20 protein-coding genes are annotated in these 25,825 nt (G+C 63.4%); 17 read left to right on the forward strand and 3 right to left on the reverse strand.

The features are described 5' to 3' along the window. Positions 1–30: 30 nt before the first annotated feature. Together ACE3OA_RS11060 and ACE3OA_RS11065 are read right to left on the reverse strand one after the other, a co-directional pair. On the reverse strand, positions 31–1,029 hold the full coding sequence (locus ACE3OA_RS11060; protein WP_374310809.1) for a phosphotransferase enzyme family protein: 999 nt from the start codon (positions 1,027–1,029) through the stop codon (positions 31–33). A 122-nt stretch (positions 1,030–1,151) separates the two neighbouring features. Further along, positions 1,152–1,934 carry a carbon-nitrogen hydrolase family protein gene (locus tag ACE3OA_RS11065; protein WP_374310810.1) on the reverse strand — a complete coding sequence of 261 codons (783 nt, stop codon included), beginning with the start codon at positions 1,932–1,934 and terminating at the stop codon, positions 1,152–1,154. A 104-nt stretch (positions 1,935–2,038) separates the two neighbouring features. Here ACE3OA_RS11065 and ACE3OA_RS11070 point away from each other — a divergent pair, with 104 nt between their 5' ends. The 13 genes from ACE3OA_RS11070 (at position 2,039) to chrA (ending at position 16,921) form a co-directional block, all read left to right on the forward strand. After that, the gene (locus tag ACE3OA_RS11070) at positions 2,039–2,566 is read left to right on the forward strand and encodes a GNAT family N-acetyltransferase (protein ID WP_374310811.1); all 528 of its coding nucleotides are present in this window, start codon (positions 2,039–2,041) and stop codon (positions 2,564–2,566) included. A gap of 178 nt (positions 2,567–2,744) precedes the next feature. Continuing rightward, complete coding sequence (locus ACE3OA_RS11075; RefSeq protein ID WP_374310812.1) at positions 2,745–3,248, forward strand: formate dehydrogenase subunit gamma; 504 nt, start codon at positions 2,745–2,747, stop codon at positions 3,246–3,248. Further along, entirely contained in the window at positions 3,248–4,810 is a 1,563-nt protein-coding gene (locus tag ACE3OA_RS11080) for a formate dehydrogenase beta subunit (protein WP_374310813.1), read from the forward strand. The genes ACE3OA_RS11075 and ACE3OA_RS11080 overlap by 1 nt, the downstream gene beginning before the upstream one ends. Positions 4,811–4,825: 15 nt before the next feature. Next, positions 4,826–7,660: a formate dehydrogenase subunit alpha gene (gene fdhF, locus ACE3OA_RS11085; RefSeq protein ID WP_374310814.1), complete on the forward strand. Its 2,835-nt coding sequence runs from the start codon at positions 4,826–4,828 to the stop codon at positions 7,658–7,660. A gap of 3 nt (positions 7,661–7,663) precedes the next feature. Further along, positions 7,664–8,530, forward strand: a complete 867-nt coding sequence (fdhD, locus tag ACE3OA_RS11090; RefSeq protein WP_374310815.1) for a formate dehydrogenase accessory sulfurtransferase FdhD — start codon at positions 7,664–7,666, stop codon at positions 8,528–8,530. Then, positions 8,527–8,763, forward strand: coding sequence for a formate dehydrogenase subunit delta (locus tag ACE3OA_RS11095; protein WP_374310816.1), 237 nt, complete (start codon positions 8,527–8,529; stop codon positions 8,761–8,763). Before fdhD ends, ACE3OA_RS11095 begins: the two co-directional genes overlap by 4 nt. Before the next feature lie 13 nt (positions 8,764–8,776). Further along, positions 8,777–9,667 (forward strand): LysR family transcriptional regulator, encoded by an 891-nt coding sequence (locus tag ACE3OA_RS11100; RefSeq protein ID WP_374310817.1) that lies wholly within the window; start codon positions 8,777–8,779, stop codon positions 9,665–9,667. A gap of 76 nt (positions 9,668–9,743) precedes the next feature. After that, entirely contained in the window at positions 9,744–10,061 is a 318-nt protein-coding gene (locus ACE3OA_RS11105) for an ArsR/SmtB family transcription factor (RefSeq protein WP_374310818.1), read from the forward strand. A gap of 94 nt (positions 10,062–10,155) precedes the next feature. After that, positions 10,156–11,055 (forward strand): MBL fold metallo-hydrolase, encoded by a 900-nt coding sequence (locus ACE3OA_RS11110; RefSeq protein WP_374310819.1) that lies wholly within the window; start codon positions 10,156–10,158, stop codon positions 11,053–11,055. Between the two features lie 18 nt (positions 11,056–11,073). Next, entirely contained in the window at positions 11,074–12,816 is a 1,743-nt protein-coding gene (locus ACE3OA_RS11115; protein WP_374310820.1) for a TIGR01244 family sulfur transferase, read from the forward strand. An 18-nt stretch (positions 12,817–12,834) separates the two neighbouring features. After that, positions 12,835–14,634 (forward strand): SulP family inorganic anion transporter, encoded by a 1,800-nt coding sequence (locus ACE3OA_RS11120; RefSeq protein ID WP_374310821.1) that lies wholly within the window; start codon positions 12,835–12,837, stop codon positions 14,632–14,634. Between the two features lie 137 nt (positions 14,635–14,771). Further along, entirely contained in the window at positions 14,772–15,596 is an 825-nt protein-coding gene (locus tag ACE3OA_RS11125) for a chromate resistance protein ChrB domain-containing protein (RefSeq protein WP_374310822.1), read from the forward strand. Beyond that, on the forward strand, positions 15,593–16,921 hold the full coding sequence (gene chrA, locus ACE3OA_RS11130) for a chromate efflux transporter (RefSeq protein WP_374310823.1): 1,329 nt from the start codon (positions 15,593–15,595) through the stop codon (positions 16,919–16,921). The genes ACE3OA_RS11125 and chrA overlap by 4 nt, the downstream gene beginning before the upstream one ends. A gap of 57 nt (positions 16,922–16,978) precedes the next feature. Here chrA and katG read toward each other — a convergent pair whose 3' ends face one another. Continuing rightward, positions 16,979–19,168 carry a catalase/peroxidase HPI gene (gene katG, locus ACE3OA_RS11135; protein ID WP_374310824.1) on the reverse strand — a complete coding sequence of 730 codons (2,190 nt, stop codon included), beginning with the start codon at positions 19,166–19,168 and terminating at the stop codon, positions 16,979–16,981. Positions 19,169–19,487: 319 nt separating this feature from the next. Between katG and ACE3OA_RS11140 the strand changes: the two genes are divergently transcribed. The 4 genes from ACE3OA_RS11140 to ACE3OA_RS11155 all read left to right on the forward strand — a co-directional run bounded on the left by ACE3OA_RS11140 (position 19,488) and on the right by ACE3OA_RS11155 (position 25,818). Further along, the gene (locus ACE3OA_RS11140) at positions 19,488–21,977 is read left to right on the forward strand and encodes a methyl-accepting chemotaxis protein (protein ID WP_374310825.1); all 2,490 of its coding nucleotides are present in this window, start codon (positions 19,488–19,490) and stop codon (positions 21,975–21,977) included. A gap of 68 nt (positions 21,978–22,045) precedes the next feature. Further along, positions 22,046–23,302: an adenylate/guanylate cyclase domain-containing protein gene (locus ACE3OA_RS11145; RefSeq protein ID WP_374310826.1), complete on the forward strand. Its 1,257-nt coding sequence runs from the start codon at positions 22,046–22,048 to the stop codon at positions 23,300–23,302. Positions 23,303–23,417: 115 nt separating this feature from the next. Further along, positions 23,418–24,800 (forward strand): cytochrome ubiquinol oxidase subunit I, encoded by a 1,383-nt coding sequence (locus ACE3OA_RS11150; protein WP_374310827.1) that lies wholly within the window; start codon positions 23,418–23,420, stop codon positions 24,798–24,800. 4 nt (positions 24,801–24,804) lie between these two features. After that, on the forward strand, positions 24,805–25,818 hold the full coding sequence (locus tag ACE3OA_RS11155; RefSeq protein ID WP_374310828.1) for a cytochrome d ubiquinol oxidase subunit II: 1,014 nt from the start codon (positions 24,805–24,807) through the stop codon (positions 25,816–25,818). Positions 25,819–25,825 lie beyond the last annotated feature (7 nt).

The raw sequence follows: 25,825 nt of genomic DNA on the forward strand, positions 1-25,825 counted from the left end.
CGGGTGAACGCGTTCGCTTGACAGGGTGTGTCACCCGAAACGCGTGAGATACTTCTCTGCCAGTTCCGCGGTCCCCAGCGCGTAGCCCGGTCCTTCAGCGCGCGCGAGATCTGTTTCGCTATGCGAACCCATCCAGGCGAACAACGTGAGGCGTCGAAGCAGAATGAAGCTGTCGATTTCATCTTCTTCGGCAAGGCTCAAGAGGCGCCGGCGGCGATAGCCTTCCTTCCAGGCATCGATCAGCTCCGGCACGTCGGCCCGGGTCTCGAAGAAGCTGACCGCGGTCGCAGCGTCGTAGAGGAACCAGCCGAGGCCGCTATCGTCGAAATCGATCACGCGCACGTCGCCTTCGTGCAGCAGCAGGTTGGCGAGGCGGAAATCGGCATGGATATAGCCGTAGCGCTCGCGCTGCTGGCCGAACGCCGCGAGGCGCGTTTCCAGAAGATCGACCGCGCGCTGGATGATCGCCGCGCGATCGGGGGAGCAATCCGGCCCCTGGCGCCAATCGCCCCAATTGGGTGCGGCGCCGACGGCATGTTCGAAATCCCAGGCGAGGCGGTCGAAATATTGCGGGCGCTGCCAGCCTTCGCTGTGATTGTGGCAACGCGCCGCCACCTCTCCCAGTTGACGGAAGGGAGCGATGAGATCGTCCTGCGGCGGTTCGATGCCGTCGATGAATTCGAACAGCACGCAATGGCGAGACTCCTCCAGCGCCGGATGCGCCACCGTCTGGATGTCCGCGTGATCTCGCCCCGGAATGGCCTGTGGTGTCATCACACCGGCTTCAGCCTGGAGGGCCCGCATCCAGGCAAGCTCGCTGCGGATGCCATCGCGGCTGTGATAGCCCGCGCGGTGCACTCGCAAGATCACCGGCCGCGCGCCATGCCCGCGTTCGACGTGATAGGTCCAGTTCTCCGAATGATTGATCAGCCGGAGATCGGCCCCATCCAGGTCCCAGCGCGGCAAGGCGGATCTGGCGAGGTCGCTGACGAAGGGGGTCAGTTCGGCGGAGGTGAGCGGGTGGGTCATGTGTCTGTTCAGGTGATGCGTCGGCGAGCCAGTATTTTAGAGACAGTCTCTTAGAGTGTGGCCTGACACATTTGCAAGAGAGCGGCATGGTCTTGCCAAAAGATGCGATCACCGTCTGGGCGCTAGACCGGCCCCGTCACCTTAAAGCGTGCGTCGGCAAGATAGGGCAGCAGGGCGCGCGCCCGGGCGACCTGGGTTTTGTCGAGTTCGGCAAGAATGACCGCGGGCTGGTCGCCGGCGCGGGCCAGGGCTTGGCCTTCGGGATCGATGATGCAGGAGAGGCCGGCATAGTCCCAATCGGCTTCGGTGCCGGCCTGGTTGGCATAGGCCAGGAACACACCGTTTTCGAGGGCGCGGACCGGGATCATCATTTCGGCGATCTGAGCCCAGTGCTTGCGCAAGGCCGTGGGGGCGATGACGAGGTCGGCGCCGGCCCCGGCACAGGCGCGTACCGATTCTGGAAACTCGACATCGTAGCAGATGAGGGGCGCCACCTTGAATCCCTTGAGCTCGAAGGTGACGAGCCGGTCGCCCGCCTTGAACATGGCGCGCTCCTCGGCGGAGGGGAGATGGAGCTTGCGGTAGCGGGCGATGCTGTTGCCGCCGCCATCGAATACCTGGACCGAATTATAGACCAGCGCGCCGTCGCGTTCGGGAAAGCCGTAGAGGATGGCAACGCCGGTTTCCTTGGCAAGGGCTGCTACGCGCCGGGCGAAGGGGCCATCGGCGGGTTCGGCCAGGCGCCGCATGTCGTCGGCCGGGATGCGGTAGCCGGTCATGAAGAGTTCCGGCGTCACCAGCAGATCGGCGGCGCCGGAAAGATGCTGCGCCACCTCCGCCAATGCCGTGAATTGCCATTCGGTATCGAGCGGGACGGAATCGTTCTGCAGCAAGGCCAGACGCATGTTTTCCCCGGTTTCTTCGATCAAATTCGCGTGTCGCCAACCTAGCTTAAGGTTGGCGTCAGCCGACACAGGCTTATATCTCATGCTTGCAGAGGAAATCTGGCATGGATATCAAAGCCGCGCACCGCTCGGACCTTCCGGCGCTCATCGCCCTTCACGATGCCGCCTTCGGCACGCCCTATGAGGGGCGGCTGGTGGCGGATCTGCTGGCGGCGAACCTCGATGCCATTTCGCTGGTGGCCAGCAATAGCGTGGAGCTGCTCGGCCATATCCTGTTCAGCCCGCTGCTCGTCGAGGTGGATGGCGAAGCGATCGCCGCCTTGGCGCTGGCGCCCCTCGCGGTCATGCCGGGACGGCAAGGCCAAGGCGTCGGTACGGCGCTGATGGAAGCCGGGCTCGCCCAGGCCCGGGCGGAAGGCTGGGACGCGGTGGTCGTGCTGGGCCACCCCGAATATTACAGCCGCTTCGGCTTTACCGCCGCCGCACTGCAGGGTTTCGCGGCCCCCTTCGACGGCCCCGCCTTCATGGCGCTAGAATTGCGCAAAGGCGCATTAAGTGGTAGAAGGGGAAGGATAATTTATCCAGCACCCTTTGCCACCACTGACGCTCCGGCGGCTGCCCTGGCGATCTGATAGCGCTCAGCTATCAGCTTTGATAAATTTCTTTTATCAGATCATAATATCAAGCGATTTGAATCCCGCTGCCCGGTTGTGGATTTACTAGTCGGATGTCGTTTTCAGGACACCAAGGCCGGTGCCTCCGTCCTACACCAGACGGCATAAGAGCCGGCCATCGGGAGAAGTGACGCCAATGTCGGGATTAGCCGCCGCGAGGTCCCCAGGAAAGTCTTGGGATAAAGACGCTGCCTTGAGCATCGTCCAGGAGAAGAAAACGCTGGATGGCGCCTTGATGCCCATCCTGCACGCCCTCAACGACGCATTTGGTTATGTCGATGCCAGCATTGTGCCGGTCATCGCCGAGGAGCTCAACCTCTCTCGCGCCGAAGTGCATGGTGTCCTCACCTTCTATCACGATTTCCGGAAAAACCCGGCCGGCCGCCATGTGGTGAAGATCTGCCGCGCCGAGGCCTGCCAGTCGATGGCTGGTCGCGAGCTTGAAGAGCACATCAAGCGGCACCTCAAAATAGGCCTGGGTGAAACCACGTCCGACAAGAAGATCACCTTCGAGGCGGTCTATTGCTTAGGGCTTTGCGCCTGCGCCCCCTCGATGATGATCGACGGCAAGCTGCATGGCCGGGTCACCCCGGAAAAATTCGACAGCATCATGGCCAAGACTGCGGCGGGGGCACGCTGATGAGCATAACCCTTTATATCCCCGGCGATTCCGGAGCCCTGGCGCTCGGTGCCGACGAAGTGGTCGATGCGGTCAAGGTCGAGGCGTTGACGCGCAAGGCCGACCTCAAGATCATCCGCAACGGCAGCCGCGGCCTGTTCTGGCTGGAGCCGATGGTCGAAGTGGTGACGGCGGAGGGCCGCATCGCCTATGGCCCGGTAGCCCCCGAAGACGTGGCGGGCCTGTTCGAGAGCGGCTTCCTCACCGGCGCCAAGGGCCATAAGCTTTATCTGGGAAAACCCGAAGAGCTTTCCTATCTGAAGCGCCAGGAGCGCGTCACCTTCGCGCGCTGCGGCATCGTCGATCCCAGCGATATCGAAGACTATATCGCCCATGATGGCTATCGCGGCCTCAAGAACGCGGTGGCGATGCAGGGTGCGGCCATCGTCGAGCAGGTGCTGGAATCGGGCCTGCGCGGACGCGGTGGCGCGGGCTTCCCCACCGGTATCAAATGGAAGACGGTCGCAGGGCTGGAAGCGGACCAGAAATACATCGTCTGCAACGCCGATGAAGGCGACAGCGGTACCTTTGCCGACCGCATGATCATGGAAGGCGATCCCTTCCTGCTCATCGAGGGCATGACCATCGCTGGCCTTGCCGTCGGCGCCACCAAGGGCTTCATCTATATCCGCAGCGAATATCCGGATGCCTACAAGGCGATGGAAACGGCCATCGTTGCCGCCAACCGCAAGGGCTATCTGGGGCCCGACATCATGGGTTCCGGCAAGCGCTTCGATCTTGAACTGCGCTTGGGCGCCGGGGCCTATATCTGCGGCGAGGAGACCTCGCTGCTGGAAAGCCTGGAAGGCAAGCGCGGCATGGTGCGCGCGAAGCCGCCGCTGCCGGCGATCAAGGGCCTGTTCGGCAAGCCGACCGTGATCAACAACGTGCTGTCCTTCGTGGCGGTCCCCACCATTCTCGACAAGGGTGCCACGTTCTACAAATATTTCGGCATGGGCCGCTCGCGCGGCACGATGCCGTTGCAGCTCGCCGGCAATGTGAAACATGGCGGTCTCATCGAGATGGCCTTCGGCATCACCATTCGCCAGGTGATCGAGGATTTCGGCGGCGGTACGGCGACCGGCCGGCCGGTGCGCGCGGTGCAGGTGGGCGGACCGCTCGGCGCCTATTTCCCCGCTTCACTGCTCGACACGCCGCTTGATTATGAAGCGATGGCGGCGGCCAAGGGCATGCTGGGTCATGGCGGCATTGTCGTCTTCGACGACACCGTCGATCTTTCCCTGCAGGCGCGTTTCGCCATGGAATTCTGCGCGGTCGAATCCTGCGGCAAGTGCACGCCCTGCCGCATCGGCTCGACCCGCGGCGTCGAAGTCATCGACCGCATCCGTGCCGGCGAAAACCGGCAGAAGAACATGGAACTGCTGGCCGACCTTTGCGACACGATGCTGGATGGTTCGCTTTGCGCGCTGGGGGGCCTCACCCCCTTCCCGGTGCAGAGCGCCGTCCGCCATTTCCCGGAAGATTTCAACCGGCCCGCCGGCCAGCGCGCTGCGGCTGAGTGACGAGGAACCCAAATCATGTTGATCAAAGAAACTGATTACGGCACCCCGATCCGCCTTTCCACCAAGATGGTGACCCTTTCCATCGACGGCCAGCACGTGACCGTGCCGGAAGGCACCTCGATCATGCGCGCCGCGGCCGAGATGGGCACCAAGGTGCCCAAGCTCTGTGCCACCGACAGCATCGAGGCTTTCGGTTCCTGTAGGCTCTGCGCGGTCGAGATTGAAGGCCGCAAGGGCACGCCGGCGTCGTGCACGACGCCGGTCGAAAACGGGCTCAAGGTCTGGACCCAGACCGGGAAGCTCGCCAAGCTCCGCCGCAATATCATGGAGCTTTATATCTCCGACCATCCGCTGGATTGCCTGACCTGCCCGGCCAATGGCAATTGCGAATTGCAGGACATGGCGGGTGTCGTTGGCTTGCGCGACGTGCGCTACGGCTTCAAGGGCGCCAATCACCTGGATAGCGCCAAGGACGAGAGCAATCCCTATTTCACCTTCGACGCCTCGAAGTGCATCGTCTGCTCGCGCTGTGTTCGCGCCTGCGAGGAAGTGCAGGGGACGTTCGCCCTCACCATCGACAGCCGTGGTTTTGCCTCGACCGTGTCGCCGGGCCAGAAGGAAGACTTCCTGGGGAGCGAATGCGTCTCCTGCGGCGCCTGCGTGCAGGCCTGCCCGACCGCGACCTTGATGGAAAAGACTGTCATCGAAGCCGGCCAGGCCGAGCATTCGGTCATCACCACCTGTGCCTATTGTGGTGTCGGCTGTTCGTTCAAGGCCGAGATGCGCGGCACCGAAGTCGTCAACATGGTCCCCTATAAGGATGGCGAGGCCAATCACGGCCATTCCTGTGTCAAAGGCCGCTTCGCCTGGGGTTACACCACCCACCAGGACCGCATCACCAAGCCGATGATCCGCGCCAAGATCACCGACCCGTGGAAGGAAGTTTCCTGGGAAGAAGCGATCAATCACGCCGCGTCCGAGTTCAAGCGCATCCAGGCAAAGTATGGCCGCACGTCGGTCGGCGGCATCACCTCGTCCCGCTGCACCAATGAAGAAACCTATCTGGTGCAGAAGCTCATCCGCGCCGGTTTCGGGACCAACAATGTCGATACCTGCGCCCGCGTCTGCCATTCGCCGACCGGCTATGGCCTGTCGCAGACCTTCGGCACTTCGGCCGGCACGCAGAATTTCGATTCCGTGCGCGAAGCCGACGTCATCATGGTGATCGGCGCCAACCCGACCGACGCCCATCCGGTCTTCGGCAGCGCCATGAAGAAGCGCCTGCGTCAGGGCGCCAAGCTCATCGTCATCGATCCCAGGCGCATCGACCTGGTGAAATCGGCGCATATCAAAGCGACGCATCACCTGGCCCTGAAGCCCGGCACCAATGTCGCCATTATCAACGCCATGGCCCATGTGATCGTCACCGAAGGGCTGGTGAAGGAAGATTACGTCGCCGAACGCTGCGACAAGACGGAATTCAACCGCTGGCGCGATTTCGTGTCCGACAAGCGCCATGCGCCCGAGGAAATGGAGAAGTATACCGGTGTGCCGGCCGCCGACGTGCGAGCGGCCGCCCGCCTTTACGCCAGTGTCAGGAACGCCGCCATCTATTACGGCCTGGGCGTCACCGAACACAGCCAGGGTTCGACCATGGTCATGGGCATGGCGAACCTTGCCATGGCGACCGGCAATGTCGGCCATATCGGCGCCGGCGTGAACCCGCTGCGCGGCCAGAACAATGTGCAGGGGTCCTGCGACATGGGGTCGTTCCCGCACGAACTGCCCGGCTATCGCCACATTTCGACCGACAGCGTGCGCGAACAGTTCAACGCGGCCTGGGGCGTGACGCTCGATCCGGAACCGGGCCTGCGTATTCCCAACATGCTGGATGCCGCCGTCGACGGGACCTTCAAGGGCATCTACATTCAGGGCGAGGATATCGCCCAGTCGGACCCCAACACCCAGCATGTGACGGCGGGTCTCGAGGCGATGGAATGCGTGGTCGTGCAGGACATCTTCCTCAACGAGACCGCGAACTATGCCCATGTGTTCCTGCCCGGCACCACCTTCCTGGAGAAGGACGGCACCTTCACCAATGCCGAGCGCCGCATCAACCGCGTGCGCCGCGCCGTTCCGCCGATGCCGGGCTATGCCGATTGGGAAGTGACCATCATGCTCAGCAACGCGCTGGGTTATAAGATGGAATACAGTCACCCATCCGAAATCATGGACGAGATCGCGGCCCTCACGCCGACCTTCAAGGGCGTTTCCTATGCGCGGCTCGAGGAAATGGGCTCGATCCAGTGGCCCTGCAACGACGCCGCCCCCAACGGCACGCCGACCATGCATATCGACAAGTTCGTACGTGGGCTGGGCCGCTTCATGATCACCGAATTCGTGCCGACCGAGGAACGGGTGGGGCCGCGCTTCCCGCTCATTCTCACGACGGGCCGAATCCTCTCGCAATACAATGTCGGCGCACAGACGCGGCGCACCGAGAACGTGGCCTGGCATCCGGAGGACGTGCTGGAAATCCATGCCCATGATGCCGAGGAACGCGGCATCCGCGACGGCGACAATGTGGCGATCGTGAGCCGGGTCGGCGAAACATCGCTGAAAGCCGTGATCTCGGAGCGCATGCAGCCGGGCGTGGTCTATACGACCTTCCACCATTTCGGCACCGGCGCCAACGTCATCACCACCGACTTCTCGGACTGGGCGACCAATTGCCCGGAATACAAGGTGACGGCGGTCGAGGTGCGGCTTTCCAACCACCAGTCGGAATGGCAGCGCGAGAACGCCTTGTTCCGCCAGGCGTCGCGGCGCATCAACAAGGCGGCCGAGTAGGTCATGCAACAGAAACTGCCGCAGCAGGCCGGTGACGATACCCTGGTGGCGATGCCGCCTGTGGTCGTGCCGGTCAAGCTGCGGCAACTCGGTTTCGATGGCGCCCATCTCGACCGGCTCGATTGCCTCGCCGAAGAGGTGCCGGTGGCCCTGGTCTATAACGGCATCAGCCACGCCGTGATGATGGCGAGCCCCGCCCATCTCGAGGATTTCGCCCGCGGCTTTTCCTTGAGCGAAGGCATCATCGAGAAGGCCGGCGAAATTCGCGATGTCGAGATCCTGCCCCATGCCAAGGGCATCGAGCTGAAGATCGACCTGGCGCCGGAGAGCTTCTGGCGCCTCAAGGAACGGCGCCGCACCATCGCCGGGCGCACGGGCTGCGGCCTGTGCGGGCTCGACAGCCTGGAAGCGGTGGCGCGCGATCTCCCCAAAATCGATGGCCAGCAGAAGATATCGCTCCACGCCATCGAGCGTGCGCTGCAGGCCCTGCCGGCGGCGCAGGTTTTCAACCAACAGGCCCATGCCCTGCACGCCGCGGCTTATGCCGATGCCGCCGGCACCCTGCTGCTGGTGCGCGAGGATGTGGGGCGCCATAATGCGCTCGACAAACTGGTGGGTGCGGCAGGTAGAGCCGGCATCGATCCGGCATCCGGCTTCTGCGTCATCACCAGCCGCTGCTCGGTGGAAATGGTGCAGAAAACGGTCATCGCCGGCTTTCCCATTCTCGTTTCCGTCTCGGCGCCGACACAAATGGCGGCTAAGGTGGCGGACGAAGCCGGCCTCACCTTGCTGGCGCTGGCGCGCGAGGACAGCGCGCTCATCGTCACGCATCCACAACGCATCGCGACTTCGGGGGAACACGACAAGTGAACGACGATCGTCTGATTTCCATGGCGAACCAGATCGCCGATTTCTTCCAATCCTACCCCGAAGCGGAAGCGGTCGAAGGCATCGCCTCGCATATCCAGAAATTCTGGGACCCACGCATGCGCCAGGGCATCTTCGCCCATCTCAAGGCCGGCGGCGCGGGCCTGAAGCCGCTCAGCCTCAAGGCGTTGCAGCAATTGGCGGCCAAGCAGCCGGATCTGGCGAAAAGCGCGTGACGGCGTAAAGGCGATGCTGGTCCGTCAGCTCGTCTATCTGGCTGCGCTTGCCCGCGAACGGCATTTCGCGCGGGCGGCCGCGGCATGCAATATCACGCAGCCGGCACTCTCCACCGCGATCAAGCAGCTCGAAGAAGAACTGGGCGTGCCGCTGGTCGATCGCGACAAGCGCTTCAAGGGCTTCACGCCGGAAGGGCAGGAGGTGCTGCTGTGGGCGCGGCGCATCCTTTCCGACTATGACAGCCTGCGCCAAGGCATCCAGAACGCCAAGCGCAGCTTGACCGGTACGCTGCGCCTCGGCGTCATTCCCTCGGCCTTGCCGTTAGTGCCGCTCGTCACCGACCCGCTTTACGACCGGCACCCGCAGGTGCGCGTCACGGTCTGGTCGACCTCCTCAGCCGAGATCCAGCAGGGCCTCGACCATTTCGAGCTCGAGGCCGGCATCACCTATTTGGAATCCGAGCCGCTGAAGGGCGTGCTGCAGCGGCCGCTTTACACCGAGCGCTATGTGCTGCTGACGCCAGAGCACGGGGCGCTGGGCAACGCGAAATTCGCCACCTGGCGGCAGGCAGCGGAACTGCCGCTCTGCCTGCTCACCCCCAACATGCAGAACCGGCGCATCATCGACAGCATTTTCAAATCGCTGGATTGCAGCCCACGGCCGCAGCTGGAGACGAATTCGGTGGTCAATCTGTGCGCCCATGTGCGCTCGGGCAGGCTTTCGAGCATCGTCCCCAAATCGCTCATCCAGGTGCTGGGCATGCCATCGGGCGCCGTCGCCCTCGACCTTACCGAGCCGGACATCAGCCGCCAGGTGGGGCTGGTCGTACCCGACCGGGAACCGCTGTCGCCGATCAGTCTCGCCCTGTTTTCGATGCAATTTCCGGGATTTAACGAGGGCTGAGAGGCCTGCGTCAGGATGGCGCAGGAAAATTCCCTTGCGCTTGCCTGCATAATTGCAGATATCTGCAGATATGCAGATGCAAGATCTCCTAGAGACGGCCGACAAGGTCAGTGAACTGATGAAGTCGCTGGGCAACCCCAAGCGCCTGCTGCTCCTTTGCCAATTGGTCGAGCAGGAGCGCTCGGTTTCCGAGCTGGCGCGGCTCATCGACATGAAGGAGCCGGCGGTGTCGCAGCAGTTGGCCCTGTTGCGCAAGGACGGCATCGTCAGCGCGCGGCGGGACGGGCAGAACATGCTCTATGCCCTGGACCGCGACGACGTGCGCCGGCTCATCGAATTTCTCTACGCCACCTACTGCCAGCCCTTTTGCGAGGAGGGTGGCGAACAAGGCTGAGGGCGCTGCCCTAAACCCCTGAAAGACCACGAATATTCTACACAGATTCGGTGGAAAACCGAGCCGGGACACGCACTTCAAGGAGGAAACGCCCATGACCATCCAAGCGACCGCCCAAAGGACCGCCACTGCCCGCCCCGATGTGAAGGGCTTCTTCGATCCGGACACATTCACCGTGAGCTATGTCGTCATCGACCCGGCGACGAAGAAGGCCGCGATCATCGATTCGGTGCTCGATTTCGACGCGCCGTCCGGCCGCACCAAGACGCATTCGGCCGACCAGCTCATCGCCTATGTCAAGGAAAAGGGCGCCACCGTCGAATGGCTGCTGGAGACGCATGTCCATGCCGATCACCTGTCGGCGGCACCCTATCTCAAGGAGAAGCTGGGCGGCACGCTCGCCATTGGCTTCGAGATCGTCACCATCCAGGCTGTCTTCGGCAAGGTGTTCAACGCCGGCACGGAATTCGCGCGCGACGGCCGTCAGTTTGACAGGCTGCTGAAGGATGGCGAGACGTTCAAGTTGGGCTCGATCGATGCCAGGGCCATGCATACGCCCGGCCACACGCCCGCTTGCATGACCTATCTCATCGGCGATGCCGGCTTTGTCGGCGATACGTTGTTCATGCCTGATTACGGCACGGCGCGCTGCGACTTTCCCGGCGGCGATGCACGGCAGCTCTATCGCTCGATCCGCAAGATCTTCGCGTTGCCGGAAGAGACCCGCCTCTTCATGTGCCACGATTACCTACCGGCGGGCCGCAGCGACTATGTGTGGGAAACGACCGTCGGTGCCCAGAAGCACCACAACATCCATGTCGGCGCTGGCAAGACGGAAGACGACTTCGTCGCCATGCGCCAGGCGCGCGATGCCAAGCTCGACATGCCGCGCCTCATTCTGCCCTCGGTCCAGGTCAACATGCGCGCCGGCCATATGCCGCCGGCCGAAAGCAATGGCGTTTCCTATCTGAAGCTTCCCATCAACGCCCTCTGACACGGAGAGAACGGCATCATGGAAAACCTGCGCCGCCTGACACCTTCCTTCTCCGTCGCCCCGCAGATCAGCGAGGCCGATGTCGGCACATTGGCCAGCCGCGGCTATCATGCCATCATCAACAATCGCCCTGACAATGAGGGTGAGGGCCAACCGAGCAGCGCCGCCCTGGAAGCGGCAGCCAAGCGTCATGGTCTGGCCTATCGCCATATTCCGGTCATTTCCGGCAAGGTGACCGACAATGATGTCGACGCTTTTCGTGCGGCGATCGCGCAAATGCGCGGACCGGTCTTCGCCTTCTGCCGGACCGGGACCCGCTCGACGACGCTCTGGGCGCTGAGCGAAGCGAAGCACCTCGATCCCGCCGTCATTATCGGCGTGGCCGCCGATGCCGGCTATGACCTCAATCCCTTGCGCCCGCGCCTCGATACGCTCTGGAACGCCGATATCGGCACCGTTGCCGGTGCAGTAAAGGCGGCGCCGGCCAAGAATTTCGACGTCGTCGTGGTCGGTGGCGGCGCCGCCGGCTGTTCGGTATCGGCAAGCCTGCTGAAGCGCCGCCCCAACCTGCGCATCGCCATCATCGAGCCCAAGGAAACGCATTACTATCAGCCCGGCTGGACGCTGGTCGGCGGCGGTGTGTTCGACCGCGCCAAGACTTCCCGCCCGATGCAGGAATGCATCCCCGCCGGCGTGCAATGGATCAAGGCCGCCGTTTCCGGTTTCGAGCCGGCCAATCACGCGGTGCTGCTCGAAGACGGCACACCGATCGGCTATTCGACACTGGTCGTGGCGCCCGGTCTGGAACTACGCTGGGACCTCATTGAGGGATTGCAGGAGACGCTGGGCAAGAATGGCGTCACCTCAAACTACCTCTTCGATCTTGCCCCCTATACCTGGGAACTGGTGCAGGGATTGAAGGGCGGCACGGCCCTGTTCACCCAGCCGCCGATGCCGATCAAATGCGCCGGTGCGCCGCAGAAGGCCATGTATCTTTCGGCGAACTTCTGGGAGATGCAGGGTTGCCTGAAGAACATCCGGATCGAGTTCAACAATGCCGGCGGCGTGCTGTTCGGCGTCAAGGATTACGTGCCGTCCCTGATGAAATATGTCGATCGTTATGGCGCCAAGCTGGCCTTCAATTCGACATTGAAATCGATCGACGGGCCGAACAAGACCGCTGTCTTTGACGTGAAGAAGGAAGACGGGTCGGTCGAGCGCGTAGCCAAGCCGTTCGACATGATCCATGTGGTACCGCCGCAGACGGCGCCTGCCTTCATCCGCCAGTCGCCCTTGGCCGATGGCGCCGGCTGGGTCGATGTCGAACCCGAGACCATGCGTCACAAATCCTACGGCAATGTCTTCGCGCTGGGCGATGCCGGGTCGATGCCCAACGCCAAGACGGCAGCAGCCGTACGCAAGCAGGCGCCGATCGTGGCCGAGAACGTGCTCGCTGTTCTGGATGGCAAGAACCCGCGCGCCATCTATGACGGCTACGGTTCCTGCCCGCTCACCGTCGAGCGCGGCAAGGTGGTGATGGCCGAGTTCGGCTATGGCGGCAAGTTGTTGCCGACCTTCCCCTGGGATTCGACCAAGCCCCGCTGGAGCGCCTGGTTCGCCAAGGTCTCGCTGCTGCCCTGGCTCTATTTCGACGTGATGATGAAAGGACGCGAATGGCTGGCGACACCCACCATTCTGCCGCATCAGCCGCAGGCGCATGAGGCGGCAGCGGCCTGCGTCGATCCTTTGCAACGCAAGTAGGAAAACAGATAGGCGATCATGAACGGCTTGGAAAAATGGCTGCCCTCGATCACCTGGGCAAGGCAATACAAGGCGGCAACCTTCGGCAATGACGCCGTGGCGGCGATCATCGTCACCATCATGCTGATTCCGCAGAGCCTCGCTTACGCGATGCTGGCGGGCCTGCCGCCTTATATCGGCCTCTATGCCAGCATTCTGCCGCTCATCGCCTATGGCATTTTCGGCACCAGCCGGACCTTGGCCGTGGGGCCGGTCGCCGTCATCTCGCTGATGACGGCGGCAGCGGCGGCCAAGATCGCGGCACCCGGCAGTCCGCTTTATATCGAGGCGGCACTGGTGCTGGCCTTTCTTTCCGGCCTGATGCTGGTGGCAATGGCGGTGCTACGCTTGGGCTTTCTCTCCAACTTCCTCAGCCATTCGGTGATTTCGGGTTTCATCAGCGCCTCCGGCATTCTCATCGCGGCAAGCCAGCTCAAGCATATTCTGGGCGTCAAGGCCGGCGGCGATACCTTGCCGGATATCCTCACGGCTCTCGCGGGGCAGGTGGGTGCGATCAATCTGCCGACCGTGATGATCGGCACGGCCGCCACCGCCTTCCTGTTCTGGGTGCGCAAATCGCTCAAGCCCTTGCTGGTGCGAGCGGGGCTCGGCCCACGCATGGCGGATGTCATTGCCAAGGCCGGGCCGGTCGCCGCCGTCATCATCTCGACCTTGAGTGTGGCCCTGCTCGATCTCGACGCCGAAGGCGTCAAGATCGTCGGAGCTATCCCGCAAGGCCTGCCACCGCTCACCATTCCCAGTTTCGATGCCGAATTGTGGTCGTCGCTGCTCGGCGGGGCAGCGCTCCTCAGCCTGGTGGGTTTCGTCGAATCCATCTCGGTCGCCCAGACGCTGGCCGCCAAGCGCCGCCAGCGTATCGCGCCGGACAATGAGCTGATGGGTTTGGGGGCCGCCAATCTGGCCGCGGCCTTCACCGGCGGCTTCCCCGTGACCGGCGGTTTTGCCCGCTCGGTCGTGAATTTCGATGCCGGGGCCGAGACGCCCCTGGCCGGTGCGCTCACGGCACTGGGCATCCTGCTCACGGCCCTGCTGCTGACGCCGCTCTTCCACTTCCTGCCGCAGGCGGTACTGGCCGCCACCATCATCGTTGCCGTTCTGTCGCTGGTCGATCTTGCCGCCTTGCCGCGCGTCTGGCGCTATTCGCGGCACGATTTCATCGCCATGGCGGCGACCATGCTCGTGGTGCTGGGCATCGGTGTCGAACCCGGCATCGTGACCGGTGTCGCCTTGTCGCTGCTGCTGTTCCTGTGGCGCACCAGCCGACCGCATGTCGCCATCGTCGGCCTGGTGCCTGAGACCGAGCATTTCCGCAATGTCGACCGGCACCGGGTATGGGTGAGCGACACGGTGCTCAGCATCCGGGTCGATGAGAGCCTCTATTTTGCCAATGCCCGCGCCCTTGAGGACCGCATCTATGCCGAAATCGCCGGCCGGCCGGCCCTGCGCCATGTCGTGCTGATGTGTCCGGCGGTCAATCTGATCGACGCCAGTGCATTGGAAAGCCTGGAGGCCATCCAGCACCGCCTGCACGATGCTGGTGTCGTCTTCCATTTGTCCGAGGTGAAGGGCCCGGTGATGGATGCGCTCCGCCGCAGCGACTTCCTGGATCACCTGCAGGCCAGCGGCGGGCACGTTTTCCTCAGCCAGTTCGAGGCGGTTCGCACTCTCGACCCGGCCGTTGTCGTCGGCCTGCGCGCCGACGGCACGCGCGCCGCGGTAAGCGAGCCTTGCATCGGGCTCGAAACGAAGGCGGCATAAAAAGCGTAACAAAGGACCCGCTTGACACCGGGCCGTCGAGACTCAGATGATATGGGCAAGGGGTTGACCGCGATCGCCCCGTGAGGCCTTGGCTAGAGCATCGCGTCCGTATCTCCCCATTTGGAGTGGACGTCATCATGCCTGGTCCCGACAGCATCACATCACAACAGCTTTCCCGCCTCGTCGGCCTGCCCGACAGCCCCATCCTCATCGACGTGCGTGACGACGATGATTTTGCCGCCGACCCGCGCCTCATTCCTGGCGCTGTGCGGCGCGATTATCGGCAGGTCGGTCGATGGGCGCACGAATTTGCCGGCCAAAACACGATCGTCACCTGCCAGCGCGGACTGAAATTGAGCCAGGGTGTCGCAGCCTGGCTGCGACAGGAGGGCATCCCGTCGGAAAGCCTGGATGGCGGGCATGAAGCCTGGGTCGGCGGCGGTGGAATGTTACTGCGCGAGGCGGCGCTGCCGCCGCGGGACACCCAAGGCCGCACGGTCTGGGTGACGCGCGCACGCCCCAAGATCGACCGCATCGCCTGCCCCTGGCTGATCCGCCGCTTCGTTGACCCGCGGGCCGTCTTTCTTTATGTGGCACAAGCCGAAGTGCCGGCGGTGGCCGAACGCTTCAACGCGACGCCCTTCGACATCGACGGTGCCTTCTGGAGTCATCGCGGCGAGTTGTGCACCTTCGACATCATGCTGCTGGAATTCGGGCTGAAATCCGAAGTGCTCGAGCGCCTCGCCGTGATCGTCCGCGGGGCCGATACCGACCGGCATGATCTGGCACCACAGGCGGCTGGATTGCTCGCCGCCTCACTGGGATTCTCGCGCATGTACAAGGACGATCTCAAACAACTGGAAGCGAGCCTACCGCTTTACGACGCCCTCTATCGCTGGTGCCGCGACGCAGTAGGCGAGGCGCATAATTGGCCCGGGCATAACGCGGGCGGTTCCCGATGAATATGCCCGAGCGGCCGATGCCCGGCATCGGCGAGGCGTTCAGGATCTGGCTGAAGATCGGCCTGCTTTCCTTCGGTGGACCGGCGGGGCAGATCGCGCTGATGCACCGGATCGTCGTCGACGAGCTGAAATGGGTGGGCGAGAAGCGTTTCCTGCACGCGCTCAATTTCTGCACCCTGCTGCCGGGGCCCGAGGCGCAGCAACTCGCCACCTATCTCGGCTGGCTGATGCATGGAGTGAAAGGCGGGCTGATGGCGGGCCTGCTTTTCATACTGCCCGGTGCTCTGGTGATGCTGGGCCTGTCGCTGGCCTTCGTGCTGCTGGGTCATTTGCCGCTGATGGCGGGGCTGTTCTTCGGCCTCAAATGCGCGGTGCTGGTGCTGGTGATCGAAGCCTTGCTGCGCATCGGCCGGCGCGCGCTCAAGGGCCGCGCCGCCTATGCCATGGCTTTCGCTGCTTTCATCGGCCTCTTCCTGCTCAAGATCCCGTTTCCGCTGGTGGTAATCGGTGCGGGGCTGATCGGCCTCGTGAGCCCGCGCGTCTTCACCCATCGCTGGCACGATGCGGAGGATTTGGCTGGACCAGCCCTCATCGACGCGCTGCTGCTGCGCGAGCCGGTGCGCGTGCAGGAACTGGCGCGCGGCGCAAGGCGGGCGGGCATTGGCGCGCTCATTGTGTGGCTGCTGCCGGCGCTGATCCTCATCTTTCTCGTCGGCGGAACCTATGGCGATATCGCCGCCTTCTTTTCCAAAATGGCTGTCGTGACGATGGGCGGTGCCTATGCGGTGCTGGCCTATGTGGCGCAGGATGCGGTCTCGACCTATGGCTGGCTCACCGGCCCGGAGATGCTGACGGGGCTTGGCCTTGCCGAGACGACACCGGGGCCGCTGATCCTGGTGCTGCAATTCGTGGGCTTCCTCGCCGGCTTTCATGAAGGCGGTGTGCCGGGCGCGCTGTTCGGGGCGCTGATCACGCTGTGGGTGACGTTTGCACCCTGCTTCGCCTTCGTCTTTCTGGGTGCCCCCTGGATCGAGAGCATGCAAGGGAGCCGCGTGCTGGCCGGCGGCCTTGCTGCCATCACCGCCGCCGTGGTCGGCGTCATCGCGAACCTGGCGTTATGGTTCGCGCTCCATGTGATCTTCACCGCGCAGGAGACGATCGTCATCGGGCCGCTCTCCGTCGACCTGCCCGTGCCGGCCAGCATCGATCTTGCGGCCGCGGCCTTGGCCTTGCTTGCGGCCGTCGGCTTGTTTCGTTTCCGCCTCGGCCTGTTCGCGACCCTGGCACTGGCATCGGCCTGCGGCGTCGTGCTCAGCCTGATTTAGAATCGCAAAAGGGGGCGACCGGCCGACCGCCCCCTTGCTGCAAAGTCAGGCAGAGATTCAGCCAAGGTCGAAGCGGTCGAGGTTCATCACTTTCGCCCAGGCCGCCACGAAATCGGTCACGAACTTCTTTTCCGCATCCTGGCTGCCATAGACCTCGGCCAAGGCACGGAGCACCGAGTTGGAGCCGAAGACGAGATCGACGCGGGTGCCGGTCCATTTGACCTCGCCGGTCTTGCGGTCGCGGCCTTCATAGAGATCCTTGGCCGCCGACACCGCCTTCCATTCCGTGCCCATGTCGAGGAGGTTCACAAAGAAGTCGTTGCTCAAGCTTTCCGGCCGCTTGGTGAGGACGCCATGCGGTGCGCCACCGGTATTGGCATTCAAGGCCCGCATGCCGCCCACCAGCACCGTCATTTCCGGCGCCGTCAAGGTCAGCAGGTTCGCCTTGTCGACCAGTAGATGCTCGGCCATCGACCCCAGCGAACCTTTCTGGTAGTTGCGGAAGCCGTCGGCAACCGGTTCCAGAACGGCAAAGGCTTCGACATCGGTCTGCGCCTGAGAGGCATCGGTGCGACCGGCAGCGAAAGGTACCGTCACCTGGTGTCCGGCCTTCTTTGCTGCCGCTTCCACCGCCGCATTGCCGGCCAGCACGATAAGATCGGCGAGCGACACCTTTTTACCACCGGACTGCGCCTTGTTGAACGCAGCCTGGATGCCTTCAAGGACCTTCAGCACCTTGGCAAGCTGCGCCGGCTGATTGGCTTCCCAATCCTTCTGCGGGCTGAGGCGAATGCGCGCCCCATTGGCGCCAGCACGCTTGTCGGAACCGCGGAAGGTCGAGGCTGAGGCCCAGGCGGTCGAGACCAGCTCGGCGATGGAGAGACCGGAAGCCAGCACCTTGGCTTTCAGATCCGCCGCGTCACGCTCATCGATGACCGGGTGATCGACCGCCGGCACCGGGTCCTGCCAGATCAATTCCTCGGCCGGCACATCCGGCCCAAGGTAACGGGCGCGCGGTCCCATGTCGCGATGGGTGAGCTTGAACCAGGCGCGGGCGAAGGCATCGGCGAACGCATCCGGGTCTTCGTAGAAGCGCCGCGAGATCTTCTCGTAGGCAGGATCGAAGCGCAAAGCGAGGTCGGTGGTGAGCATCGACGGCGCGCGGCGCTTGCTCCTGTCGAACGGGTCCGGCACCGAATTGGCACCGGCGCCGCCCTTGGGGACCCATTGATGGGCGCCGGCCGGGCTCTTGGTCAGTTCCCATTCATAGCCGAACAGGTTCCAGAAGAAATTGTTGCTCCATTTGGTGGGCGTCGAGGTCCAGATGACCTCAAGGCCGCTGGTGATCGCATCGGGCCCGACGCCGCTGCCGAAGCTGCTCTTCCAGCCCAGACCCTGCTGCTCGAGGTCGGCGGCTTCCGGTTCCGGACCCACATGGCTGGCGGGGCCGGCGCCATGGGTCTTGCCGAAGGTATGGCCGCCGGCGATCAACGCCACGGTTTCCTCGTCATCCATTGCCATGCGCTTGAAGGTCTCGCGGATGTCCTTGGCGGCGGCGAGCGGGTCGGGATTGCCGTCCGGCCCTTCCGGATTGACATAGATGAGGCCCATCTGCACGGCGCCGAGATGCCCTTCCAGCTGTCGCTCGCCCGAGTAGCGCTTGTCGCCCTTCAGCCAGGCGGTCTCGGAGCCCCAATAGACGTTGGTTTCGGGCTCCCACACATCGGCGCGGCCTCCGCCGAAGCCGAAGGTCTTGAAGCCCATCGATTCCAGCGCCACGTTGCCGGTAAGAATGATGAGATCGGCCCAGGAGATCTTGGCGCCGTATTTCTGCTTCACCGGCCAGATCAGGCGCCGCGCCTTGTCGAGGCTGACATTATCGGGCCAGGAATTGAGGGGCGCGAAACGCTGCTGCCCGCCGCCGGCGCCACCGCGCCCGTCGCCGATACGGTAGGTGCCGGCGCTATGCCAGGCCATGCGGACGAAGAACGGCCCGTAATGGCCGAAATCGGCCGGCCACCAATCCTGCGATTGCGTCATCAGGGCCTTGAGGTCCTGCTTCACCGCAGCGAGATCAAGGCTCTTGAATTCCTCGGCATAGTCGAAACCCTGACCCATCGGGTCAGAGCGCGCCGAATGCTGGTTGAGGATGTCGAGGCGCAGCTGATCGGGCCACCAATCGCGGTTCGAGGTGCCGCCGGTTGCAGGATGGAACGGGCATTTGCCCTCGGCTTTGGTGTCATTCATGGCTGGGTCTCCCTTGCGTCTTCATGGTCTTGTACGGCTGGATGTTTCAGCCGCCATCATGACCCTCTCCTGCGAGACGGGGAAATCGATAGTCCTGCACGCGCTGATGGATAAAATCGATCAAGGCGGCCAGGCCGACGGTTTCCAATGCAGCACAAGCGAATAATAGGACAATGGTCGGCACCCTGACGCCCATGCTGGACCCTATACCCAAGACCATTGTCGGTGTTTCTTAACGCTGCCGATTAACCCAGCATTAAACCAACGCGCCCACACTTAACGATGCGCGCCGAGGAAACACCCGTGGGTTGAGCCGACAATGCGATTTCGATTGAGCGTGGCGAAAGCCATCATCCTCTTTGGCCTCCTCATCGCCGGCGGTTTCGCGGCGATCCTCGTCACCAATTCGCTGGCCCTGTCCGAGCTCAAGGTCGGCGGTCCGCTCTACCGGCAGATCGTGCTGGGCAAGGATCTCATCGCCGACATCCTGCCGCCACCCGAATACGTGCTGGAATCCTATCTCGAGGCGACGCTCGCCGTAAAGAATCCGGGCGAACTGGCAGCGCATCGCGAGCGGCTAGCGCAGCTCCGCAAGGATTACGACGCGCGCCATGAATACTGGCTGACGGCCGATTACAACCCCGGCTTACGCGACAAGCTTACGCAAGCAAGCCACGCCGAGGTGATGAAATTCTACGCCGCCATCGATCAGTTGCTGCCGGCCATCGAGAAGAGCGACCAGGCGGCGATCGAAGCCGCCTATGCGCAGGTAAGTGCCGCCTATCAAGCGCATCGCAAAGTGATCGACGAGATCGTGGCCGGCGCCAATGCCGCCAATGCCGAAACCGAGGCGACAGCAGCGGCCGCGGATACCTCCTATTTCGCTATCGTCTGGTTGGTGACGATTGTCGTGCTGATCCTGGTGGCTGGTGGCATCGCCACCATCGCGCTGGGTGTCATTCGCCCGATCATCCGCATGACCGGCGTGATGACGAAGCTCGCAGGTGGTGAACTCGAAACCGACATACCCTCCACCGGGCGGCAGGACGAGATCGGCGCCATGGCGCGTGCGGTCGACGTGTTCCGTGACAATGCCAAGGAGAATGAACGCCTGCGCCAGCGGCAGGAGACCGAGCGCCAGCGCAATGACGAGGCGTTGAAAACCGAGATGCTGCAATTGACCGAGACACTGGAGAACGAGGTCAAGGAGACGGTGGGCGACATCTCGACCCAGGCCAACAAGCTGACCGAAAACGCCACCTTGCTGTCGCGCACCGCCGCCGAACTGCGGGACATGGCGACGGAGGTCAATCAGCTGGTTGATACCACCAACCGGAATGTCGAAACGGTGGCGAGCGCTACCGAAGAACTGGAGGCCTCGAGCCGCGCGATTTCTGCCCAGATCGGCAACTCCAGCAAGCTCGCCGCGACCGCGCGCGAAGGCGCGGAAATCGCCAACAGCGAGGTGGCGGGTCTGGCGCAGACAGCAAGTTCCATCGGCAATGTCGTCACCATGATCCAGGAAATTGCGGCCCGGACACGCATGCTGGCCTTGAACGCCACCATCGAAGCGGCGCGCGCCGGCGACATGGGCAAGGGCTTTGCCGTGGTGGCCGACGAGGTGAAAAGCCTGGCGCGGCAGACCGAAGAGGGCATCGCCCAGGTCAACGCCCAGGCCGAGGAGATCACGCAATCCACCGCCAAAGCCGTCGGCATCGTCGACAATGTGGCGGGTGGCATCCGCGACATCGACGCCGTGACGGTCGAAGTGGCCCGCGCCAGCGAGGAGCAGCGCGCCGCCACCGCCGAGATCATGCAGAGCGCCGGCCAGGCTGCGCAGTCGACGCGGTCGGTCGCCGACAATGTCGCGCGCATGCTCAAGGGCGTCGAGCGCACGGGCGAGACGGCCGGCCATGTCAACGATCTTTCCGCCCTGGTCAATCGCGACATCAGCGCCCTGCAGCAGCGGCTCTATGTCATCCTGCGTTCCTCGATCGGCGGCAACCGGCGCGATGGTGCGCGGCGGACGGCGGCCATTGCCTTCCGCGGCGATTTCGGCGGACAGATGGTAACCGGCTTTACCGGTGACGTTTCCGATGGCGGCGTGCTGGTGGTGGCCGACAGCAACACCACCCTGCGCCCCGCGGATGGAACCTGCGAGCTGAAGGATGTGGGCCGCTTCCGCGCCAAGCTGGTGAGCCAGGATCCGCTCGGCATCCATATCCAGTTCGTCGATCCGGGGCCGGCCGAACTTGCGGCACTGCATGCCAAGCTTGTCGCCGTCGGCAAGGAGGACGAGCCGTTCATGGAGCTTGCCAATTCGGTGGCAAATGCCGCCTCGGCAGCACTCGAGGCGTCGCTCGCAGACCGCAGCATCAATCTCGATGATCTCTTCGACGTCGAATACGAACCCATCGCCGGCACCGATCCGCAGCAGGTGATGGCCAAGCATACGACTCTGGTCGAACGCCTGTTCCCCTCGATCATCGAGCCGCCCTTGGCGCAGAACAGCCGCATCGTCTTTTGCTGCATCATCGACCGAAAAGGCTATATCGCCGCCCATAACAAGAAATATTCGGCGCCGCAGAAGCCGGGCGAGACAGTGTGGAACACCGCCAATTCCAGGAACCGGCGCATCTATACCGACCGTGCCGGCACGCTCGCCGGCCGCGCCACAAGGACCGTGGTACAGACCTATGCCCGCGACATGGGCGGCGGCAATTTCGTCGTCCTCAAGGAAATCGACGCGCCGATCAAGGCCGGCGGCAAGCATTGGGGTGCGGTAAGGTTGGCGTTGAAATTGAGTTGAGATCATTTCCCCTCCCCCCTGAGGGTGAGGGGATGTTCTTTCGCTGCAATCTGGCTATCCTCCCACTCATGACACGACTTCCCGCCAACGATATGGACGGATTCGGGCGCCTTTCCGTCTGGCTGCTGGAGGCGGCGCTGGGCGATACGGGCAAGCGCGGGGACGGAACACCGGACAACAATCTCGGCGCCTTGTCGACGGTCGATGTGTTCGCGGGTTTCTGCGCGCGTTTGAACGATTGGATCGGGCCGTTCACGCGCATCTCCATCGGGATCGAGGTGCTGCACCCGGAACTGTCCGGCGGGTCGATGTATTGGCGCGAGGGCAAGATCGAGGAGCGGGAGCTGACGCGCGCCAGCATCAACGGCTTTGACGAATATCTCAGAAGCCCCGTTTATGTCGTCGAACAGACCAACCGCCCCTGGCGCTGGCGCGCGGGCGAACCCGTCCCGGACATGCCGCTGGTGCAGGATCTTTCCGCGCAGGGCATCACCGATTATTGCCTGTTTCCGCTGCCGGTCCAGGATACCAGCCGCACCTGCACCATGTCCTTCGCCACAAGGCGGCCGGGTGGCTTCGGCAATCTGGGCGGTGACGCGCAGGGACTGGGATTGCTGCGCCGGGTGGCCTGGTTGATGACGCCGATCCTCGAGCGTGCCGCCTTGCGCATCATCGCGCTCAATCTGCTCGACGCCTATGTCGGCAAGATCGCGGGAGAGCGCGTCTATGGCGGGCAGATTGAGCGCGGTGCCGTGGAACCCATCGACGCCGCGATCCTGGTGGCGGATCTGCGCGGTTTCACGCGCTTGAGCGAAGAGATAGGTGAGAGTGCCATGATCTCTCTCCTCAACCGCTATTTCGATACGCTGGGCGAAGCCATCGCCGCCCATGACGGGCAGATCTTGAAGTTCATGGGCGACGGGTTGCTGGCGGTCTTTCCAATCGCGAATGGTCAGAAACGAAAATCCGTCTGCGGCAATGCCTATCAGGCTGCGTTGCAGTCCCGAAACAACCTGAAGGCACTCAATGCAGCTTTGCTTGGCGAGGGAAGGGCGGCCATCGATTTCGGCGTCGGCCTTCACATCGGCAATGTGGCCTTCGGCAATATCGGTGCCGGCACGCGGCTCGATTTCACCGTCATCGGACCCGCCGTCAACCAGGCAAGCCGTCTCCAGGACCTGACCAAGGAGATCGGTGTGCCGATCCTGGCCTCGGGGGAGTTTGCGGAGACGGCGAATGTCGGCATGTGCCATCTCGGCGCCCATGCGGTGCGAGGCGTGTCGGCGCTGATCGACATTTTCGGGCCGCCTGATATCCCGCATTGAATTGTGGGCGATTGCGTCACATGCGGCCAAATGCCGGTTGGCATTTCCCCCATGCTGATTAGAGTGATTCCAGATCTGGTCATGCGGGGCCCCGTCGGCCGCAGGAGACGAAATCATGGACGCCGTGATCCTGGCGCGGTTGCAGTTCGCCGCCAACATCTCGTTTCACATCCTGTTTCCCAGCATCACGTTGGCGCTGGGCTGGGTGCTGCTCTATTTCAAACTGCGCCATGACGGTCTGCAGGCCAAGGCGCCAGATGACGTGCGCAGGGGTGATATGCGCTGGATGCTGGCCTACCGCTTCTGGGTCAAGATCTTCGCGCTCAGCTTTGCCATGGGCGTCGTTTCCGGCATCACCATGAGCTTTCAGTTCGGCACCAACTGGCCGGGCTATATGCAGAAGGTCGGCAATGTGGCAGGGCCGCTGCTGGCCTATGAAGTGCTGACCGCCTTCTTCCTCGAGGCCGTCTTCCTCGGCATCATGCTGTTCGGCTTCAAGCGCGTGCCCAATTGGGTGCACAGCACCGCCACCTTTCTGGTCGCCTTTGGCACGACCCTGTCGGCCTTCTGGATCCTGGCGCTGAATTCCTGGATGCAGACGCCGGCCGGCTTCATCCTGAAGGACGGCGTTGTGCATGCCGTCGACTGGATCGCCATCGTCTTCAACCCGAGCTTTCCCTATCGCTTCGTCCATATGCTGCTGGCTTCGGGCTTGACGGCAAGCTTCCTCATCGCCGGCACTTCGGCCTTGCGCTGGTTCTGGGGCGAACGCTCGGACGATCTCAAGGCAGGCTTGAAGACCGGAATCTATCTCGCCGCCATTCTCATTCCGCTGCAGATCGCGGCCGGCGATCTTCACGGCCTCAATACGCTGGAACATCAGCCGCAGAAAGTCGCGGCGATGGAAGGCAATTGGCAGACCAGCAGCAATGTGCCGCTGCTGCTCTTCGCCTGGCCGGACGAGAAAACACGCGAGAACCATTTCGAGATCGGCATTCCGGACGGCGCCAGCCTGATCCTGCGCCATGCGCCCGATGGCATCGTGCCGGGGCTCAACGATTATGCCGGCGAACACCCGCCGGTGGCGCCGGTCTTCTTCGCCTTCCGCATCATGGTGGGGCTTGGCCTGCTGATGCTGGCGGTCTCCTGGGCGGCGAGTTTCTATCTGTGGCGCAAGGGCGAGCTGCCGCGCCTCTTGCAGCGCGTGCTGATCGGCATGACCTTTTCCGGTTGGGTGGCGACGCTCGCCGGCTGGTATGTGACCGAGATCGGCCGCCAGCCTTACCTGGTCGCGGGCGTGCTGCGCACGGCGGACGCGGCGAGCAGCGTCCCGGCACCGATGATCGGCCTCAGCCTCACGCTCTATCTCATCGTCTATGCGGCCCTCATCGTCGCCTATATCGGCGTCATCACCAAGCTGGCGCACAAGGCGGCCAAGGGACAGAAGCCGCCGGCCGAAACGCCGGCGCGCGCCGGCACATTCGCAGCGGCGGAGTGACATCATGCTGACCCTCTTCGGCGACCCCGCGATCTGGCTGCCTTTGGCCTTTGCCGGACTGATGGGCCTTTCCATCCTCATCTATGTCGTGCTCGACGGATTCGACCTCGGCATCGGCATGCTGTTCGCGCTCGGCAACGAGGCCGAGCAGGACCGCATGATGGCGTCGATCGGCCCGTTCTGGGACGCCAACGAAACCTGGCTGGTGCTGGCGGTGGGCCTGCTGCTGGTGGCCTTTCCCGTCGCCCACGGCATCATACTCACAGCCCTCTATCTGCCGGTCGTCCTGATGCTGATCGGCCTCATCCTGCGCGGCGTCGCCTTTGAATTCCGCGCCAAGGCCGACGGCGTTGCCAAACGCCGCTGGAGCCAGGTGTTCATCGGCGGCTCGCTGCTCACGGCGCTCACCCAGGGCTATATGCTGGGCGTCTATGTGATGGGACTGCGGCAGGATGTGCTGGCCGTTTCGTTCGGCCTTCTCACCGCCATCTGCCTGGTGGCCGGTTATATGCTGGTGGGAGCGGCTTGGCTCATCATCAAGACCGACGGTCCGCTGCAGCGCCGCGCGATCGTCTGGGCCCGGCGCTGCCTGATCTTTGCCGGGATCGGCATGGCGGCCATTTCCATCGCCTCGCCGCTGGTCAGCCCGCGCATCTTCGAGAAATGGTTCGGCGGCCCCGCCATCCTGTTGCTGGCACCCTTGCCCGTCGGGTCGGCGGTGATCTTCCTGGGTCTTGCCGTCCTGCTGCGCAATCTGCCCGACGCTGCCGACCGCTGGTGCCGCCTGCCCTATATCGCCGTCACGGGCCTGTTCGCCCTGGCCTTCGCGGGGCTCGCCTATTCCTTCTACCCTTACGTCGTGCCCGACCGCCTGACCTTGTTCGAGGCGGCAAGCGCGCCGGAGAGTCTGCTCGTCATCCTGTTCGGCGCCATCATCGTGCTGCCGGCCATCATCGCCTATTCGGCGCTGAGCTATCGTGTCTTTCGCGGCAAGGCGACGCCACTCGGCTATGACTAAGAGATTG

This window comes from Dongia sp., assembly GCF_041906375.1.
Lineage (GTDB): Bacteria > Pseudomonadota > Alphaproteobacteria > Dongiales > Dongiaceae > Dongia.

Bases quoted from the DNA above. Each gene is read 5' to 3' on its own strand.
- ACE3OA_RS11065 (WP_374310810.1), bottom strand. From the start codon at position 1,934: ATGCGTCTGGCCTTGCTGCAGAACGATTCCGTCCCGCTCGATACCGAA.
- ACE3OA_RS11125 (WP_374310822.1), top strand. From the start codon at position 14,772: ATGCCTGGTCCCGACAGCATCACATCACAACAGCTTTCCCGCCTCGTC.
- ACE3OA_RS11075 (WP_374310812.1), top strand. From the start codon at position 2,745: ATGTCGGGATTAGCCGCCGCGAGGTCCCCAGGAAAGTCTTGGGATAAA.
- ACE3OA_RS11110 (WP_374310819.1), top strand. From the start codon at position 10,156: ATGACCATCCAAGCGACCGCCCAAAGGACCGCCACTGCCCGCCCCGAT.
- ACE3OA_RS11105 (WP_374310818.1), top strand. From the start codon at position 9,744: ATGCAAGATCTCCTAGAGACGGCCGACAAGGTCAGTGAACTGATGAAG.
- ACE3OA_RS11100 (WP_374310817.1), top strand. From the start codon at position 8,777: ATGCTGGTCCGTCAGCTCGTCTATCTGGCTGCGCTTGCCCGCGAACGG.
- ACE3OA_RS11120 (WP_374310821.1), top strand. From the start codon at position 12,835: ATGAACGGCTTGGAAAAATGGCTGCCCTCGATCACCTGGGCAAGGCAA.
- ACE3OA_RS11115 (WP_374310820.1), top strand. From the start codon at position 11,074: ATGGAAAACCTGCGCCGCCTGACACCTTCCTTCTCCGTCGCCCCGCAG.
- fdhF (WP_374310814.1), top strand. From the start codon at position 4,826: ATGTTGATCAAAGAAACTGATTACGGCACCCCGATCCGCCTTTCCACC.
- ACE3OA_RS11060 (WP_374310809.1), bottom strand. From the start codon at position 1,029: ATGACCCACCCGCTCACCTCCGCCGAACTGACCCCCTTCGTCAGCGAC.
- ACE3OA_RS11080 (WP_374310813.1), top strand. From the start codon at position 3,248: ATGAGCATAACCCTTTATATCCCCGGCGATTCCGGAGCCCTGGCGCTC.
- ACE3OA_RS11145 (WP_374310826.1), top strand. From the start codon at position 22,046: ATGACACGACTTCCCGCCAACGATATGGACGGATTCGGGCGCCTTTCC.
- chrA (WP_374310823.1), top strand. From the start codon at position 15,593: ATGAATATGCCCGAGCGGCCGATGCCCGGCATCGGCGAGGCGTTCAGG.
- ACE3OA_RS11070 (WP_374310811.1), top strand. From the start codon at position 2,039: ATGGATATCAAAGCCGCGCACCGCTCGGACCTTCCGGCGCTCATCGCC.
- ACE3OA_RS11155 (WP_374310828.1), top strand. From the start codon at position 24,805: ATGCTGACCCTCTTCGGCGACCCCGCGATCTGGCTGCCTTTGGCCTTT.
- ACE3OA_RS11150 (WP_374310827.1), top strand. From the start codon at position 23,418: ATGGACGCCGTGATCCTGGCGCGGTTGCAGTTCGCCGCCAACATCTCG.
- ACE3OA_RS11140 (WP_374310825.1), top strand. From the start codon at position 19,488: ATGCGATTTCGATTGAGCGTGGCGAAAGCCATCATCCTCTTTGGCCTC.
- fdhD (WP_374310815.1), top strand. From the start codon at position 7,664: ATGCAACAGAAACTGCCGCAGCAGGCCGGTGACGATACCCTGGTGGCG.
- katG (WP_374310824.1), bottom strand. From the start codon at position 19,168: ATGAATGACACCAAAGCCGAGGGCAAATGCCCGTTCCATCCTGCAACC.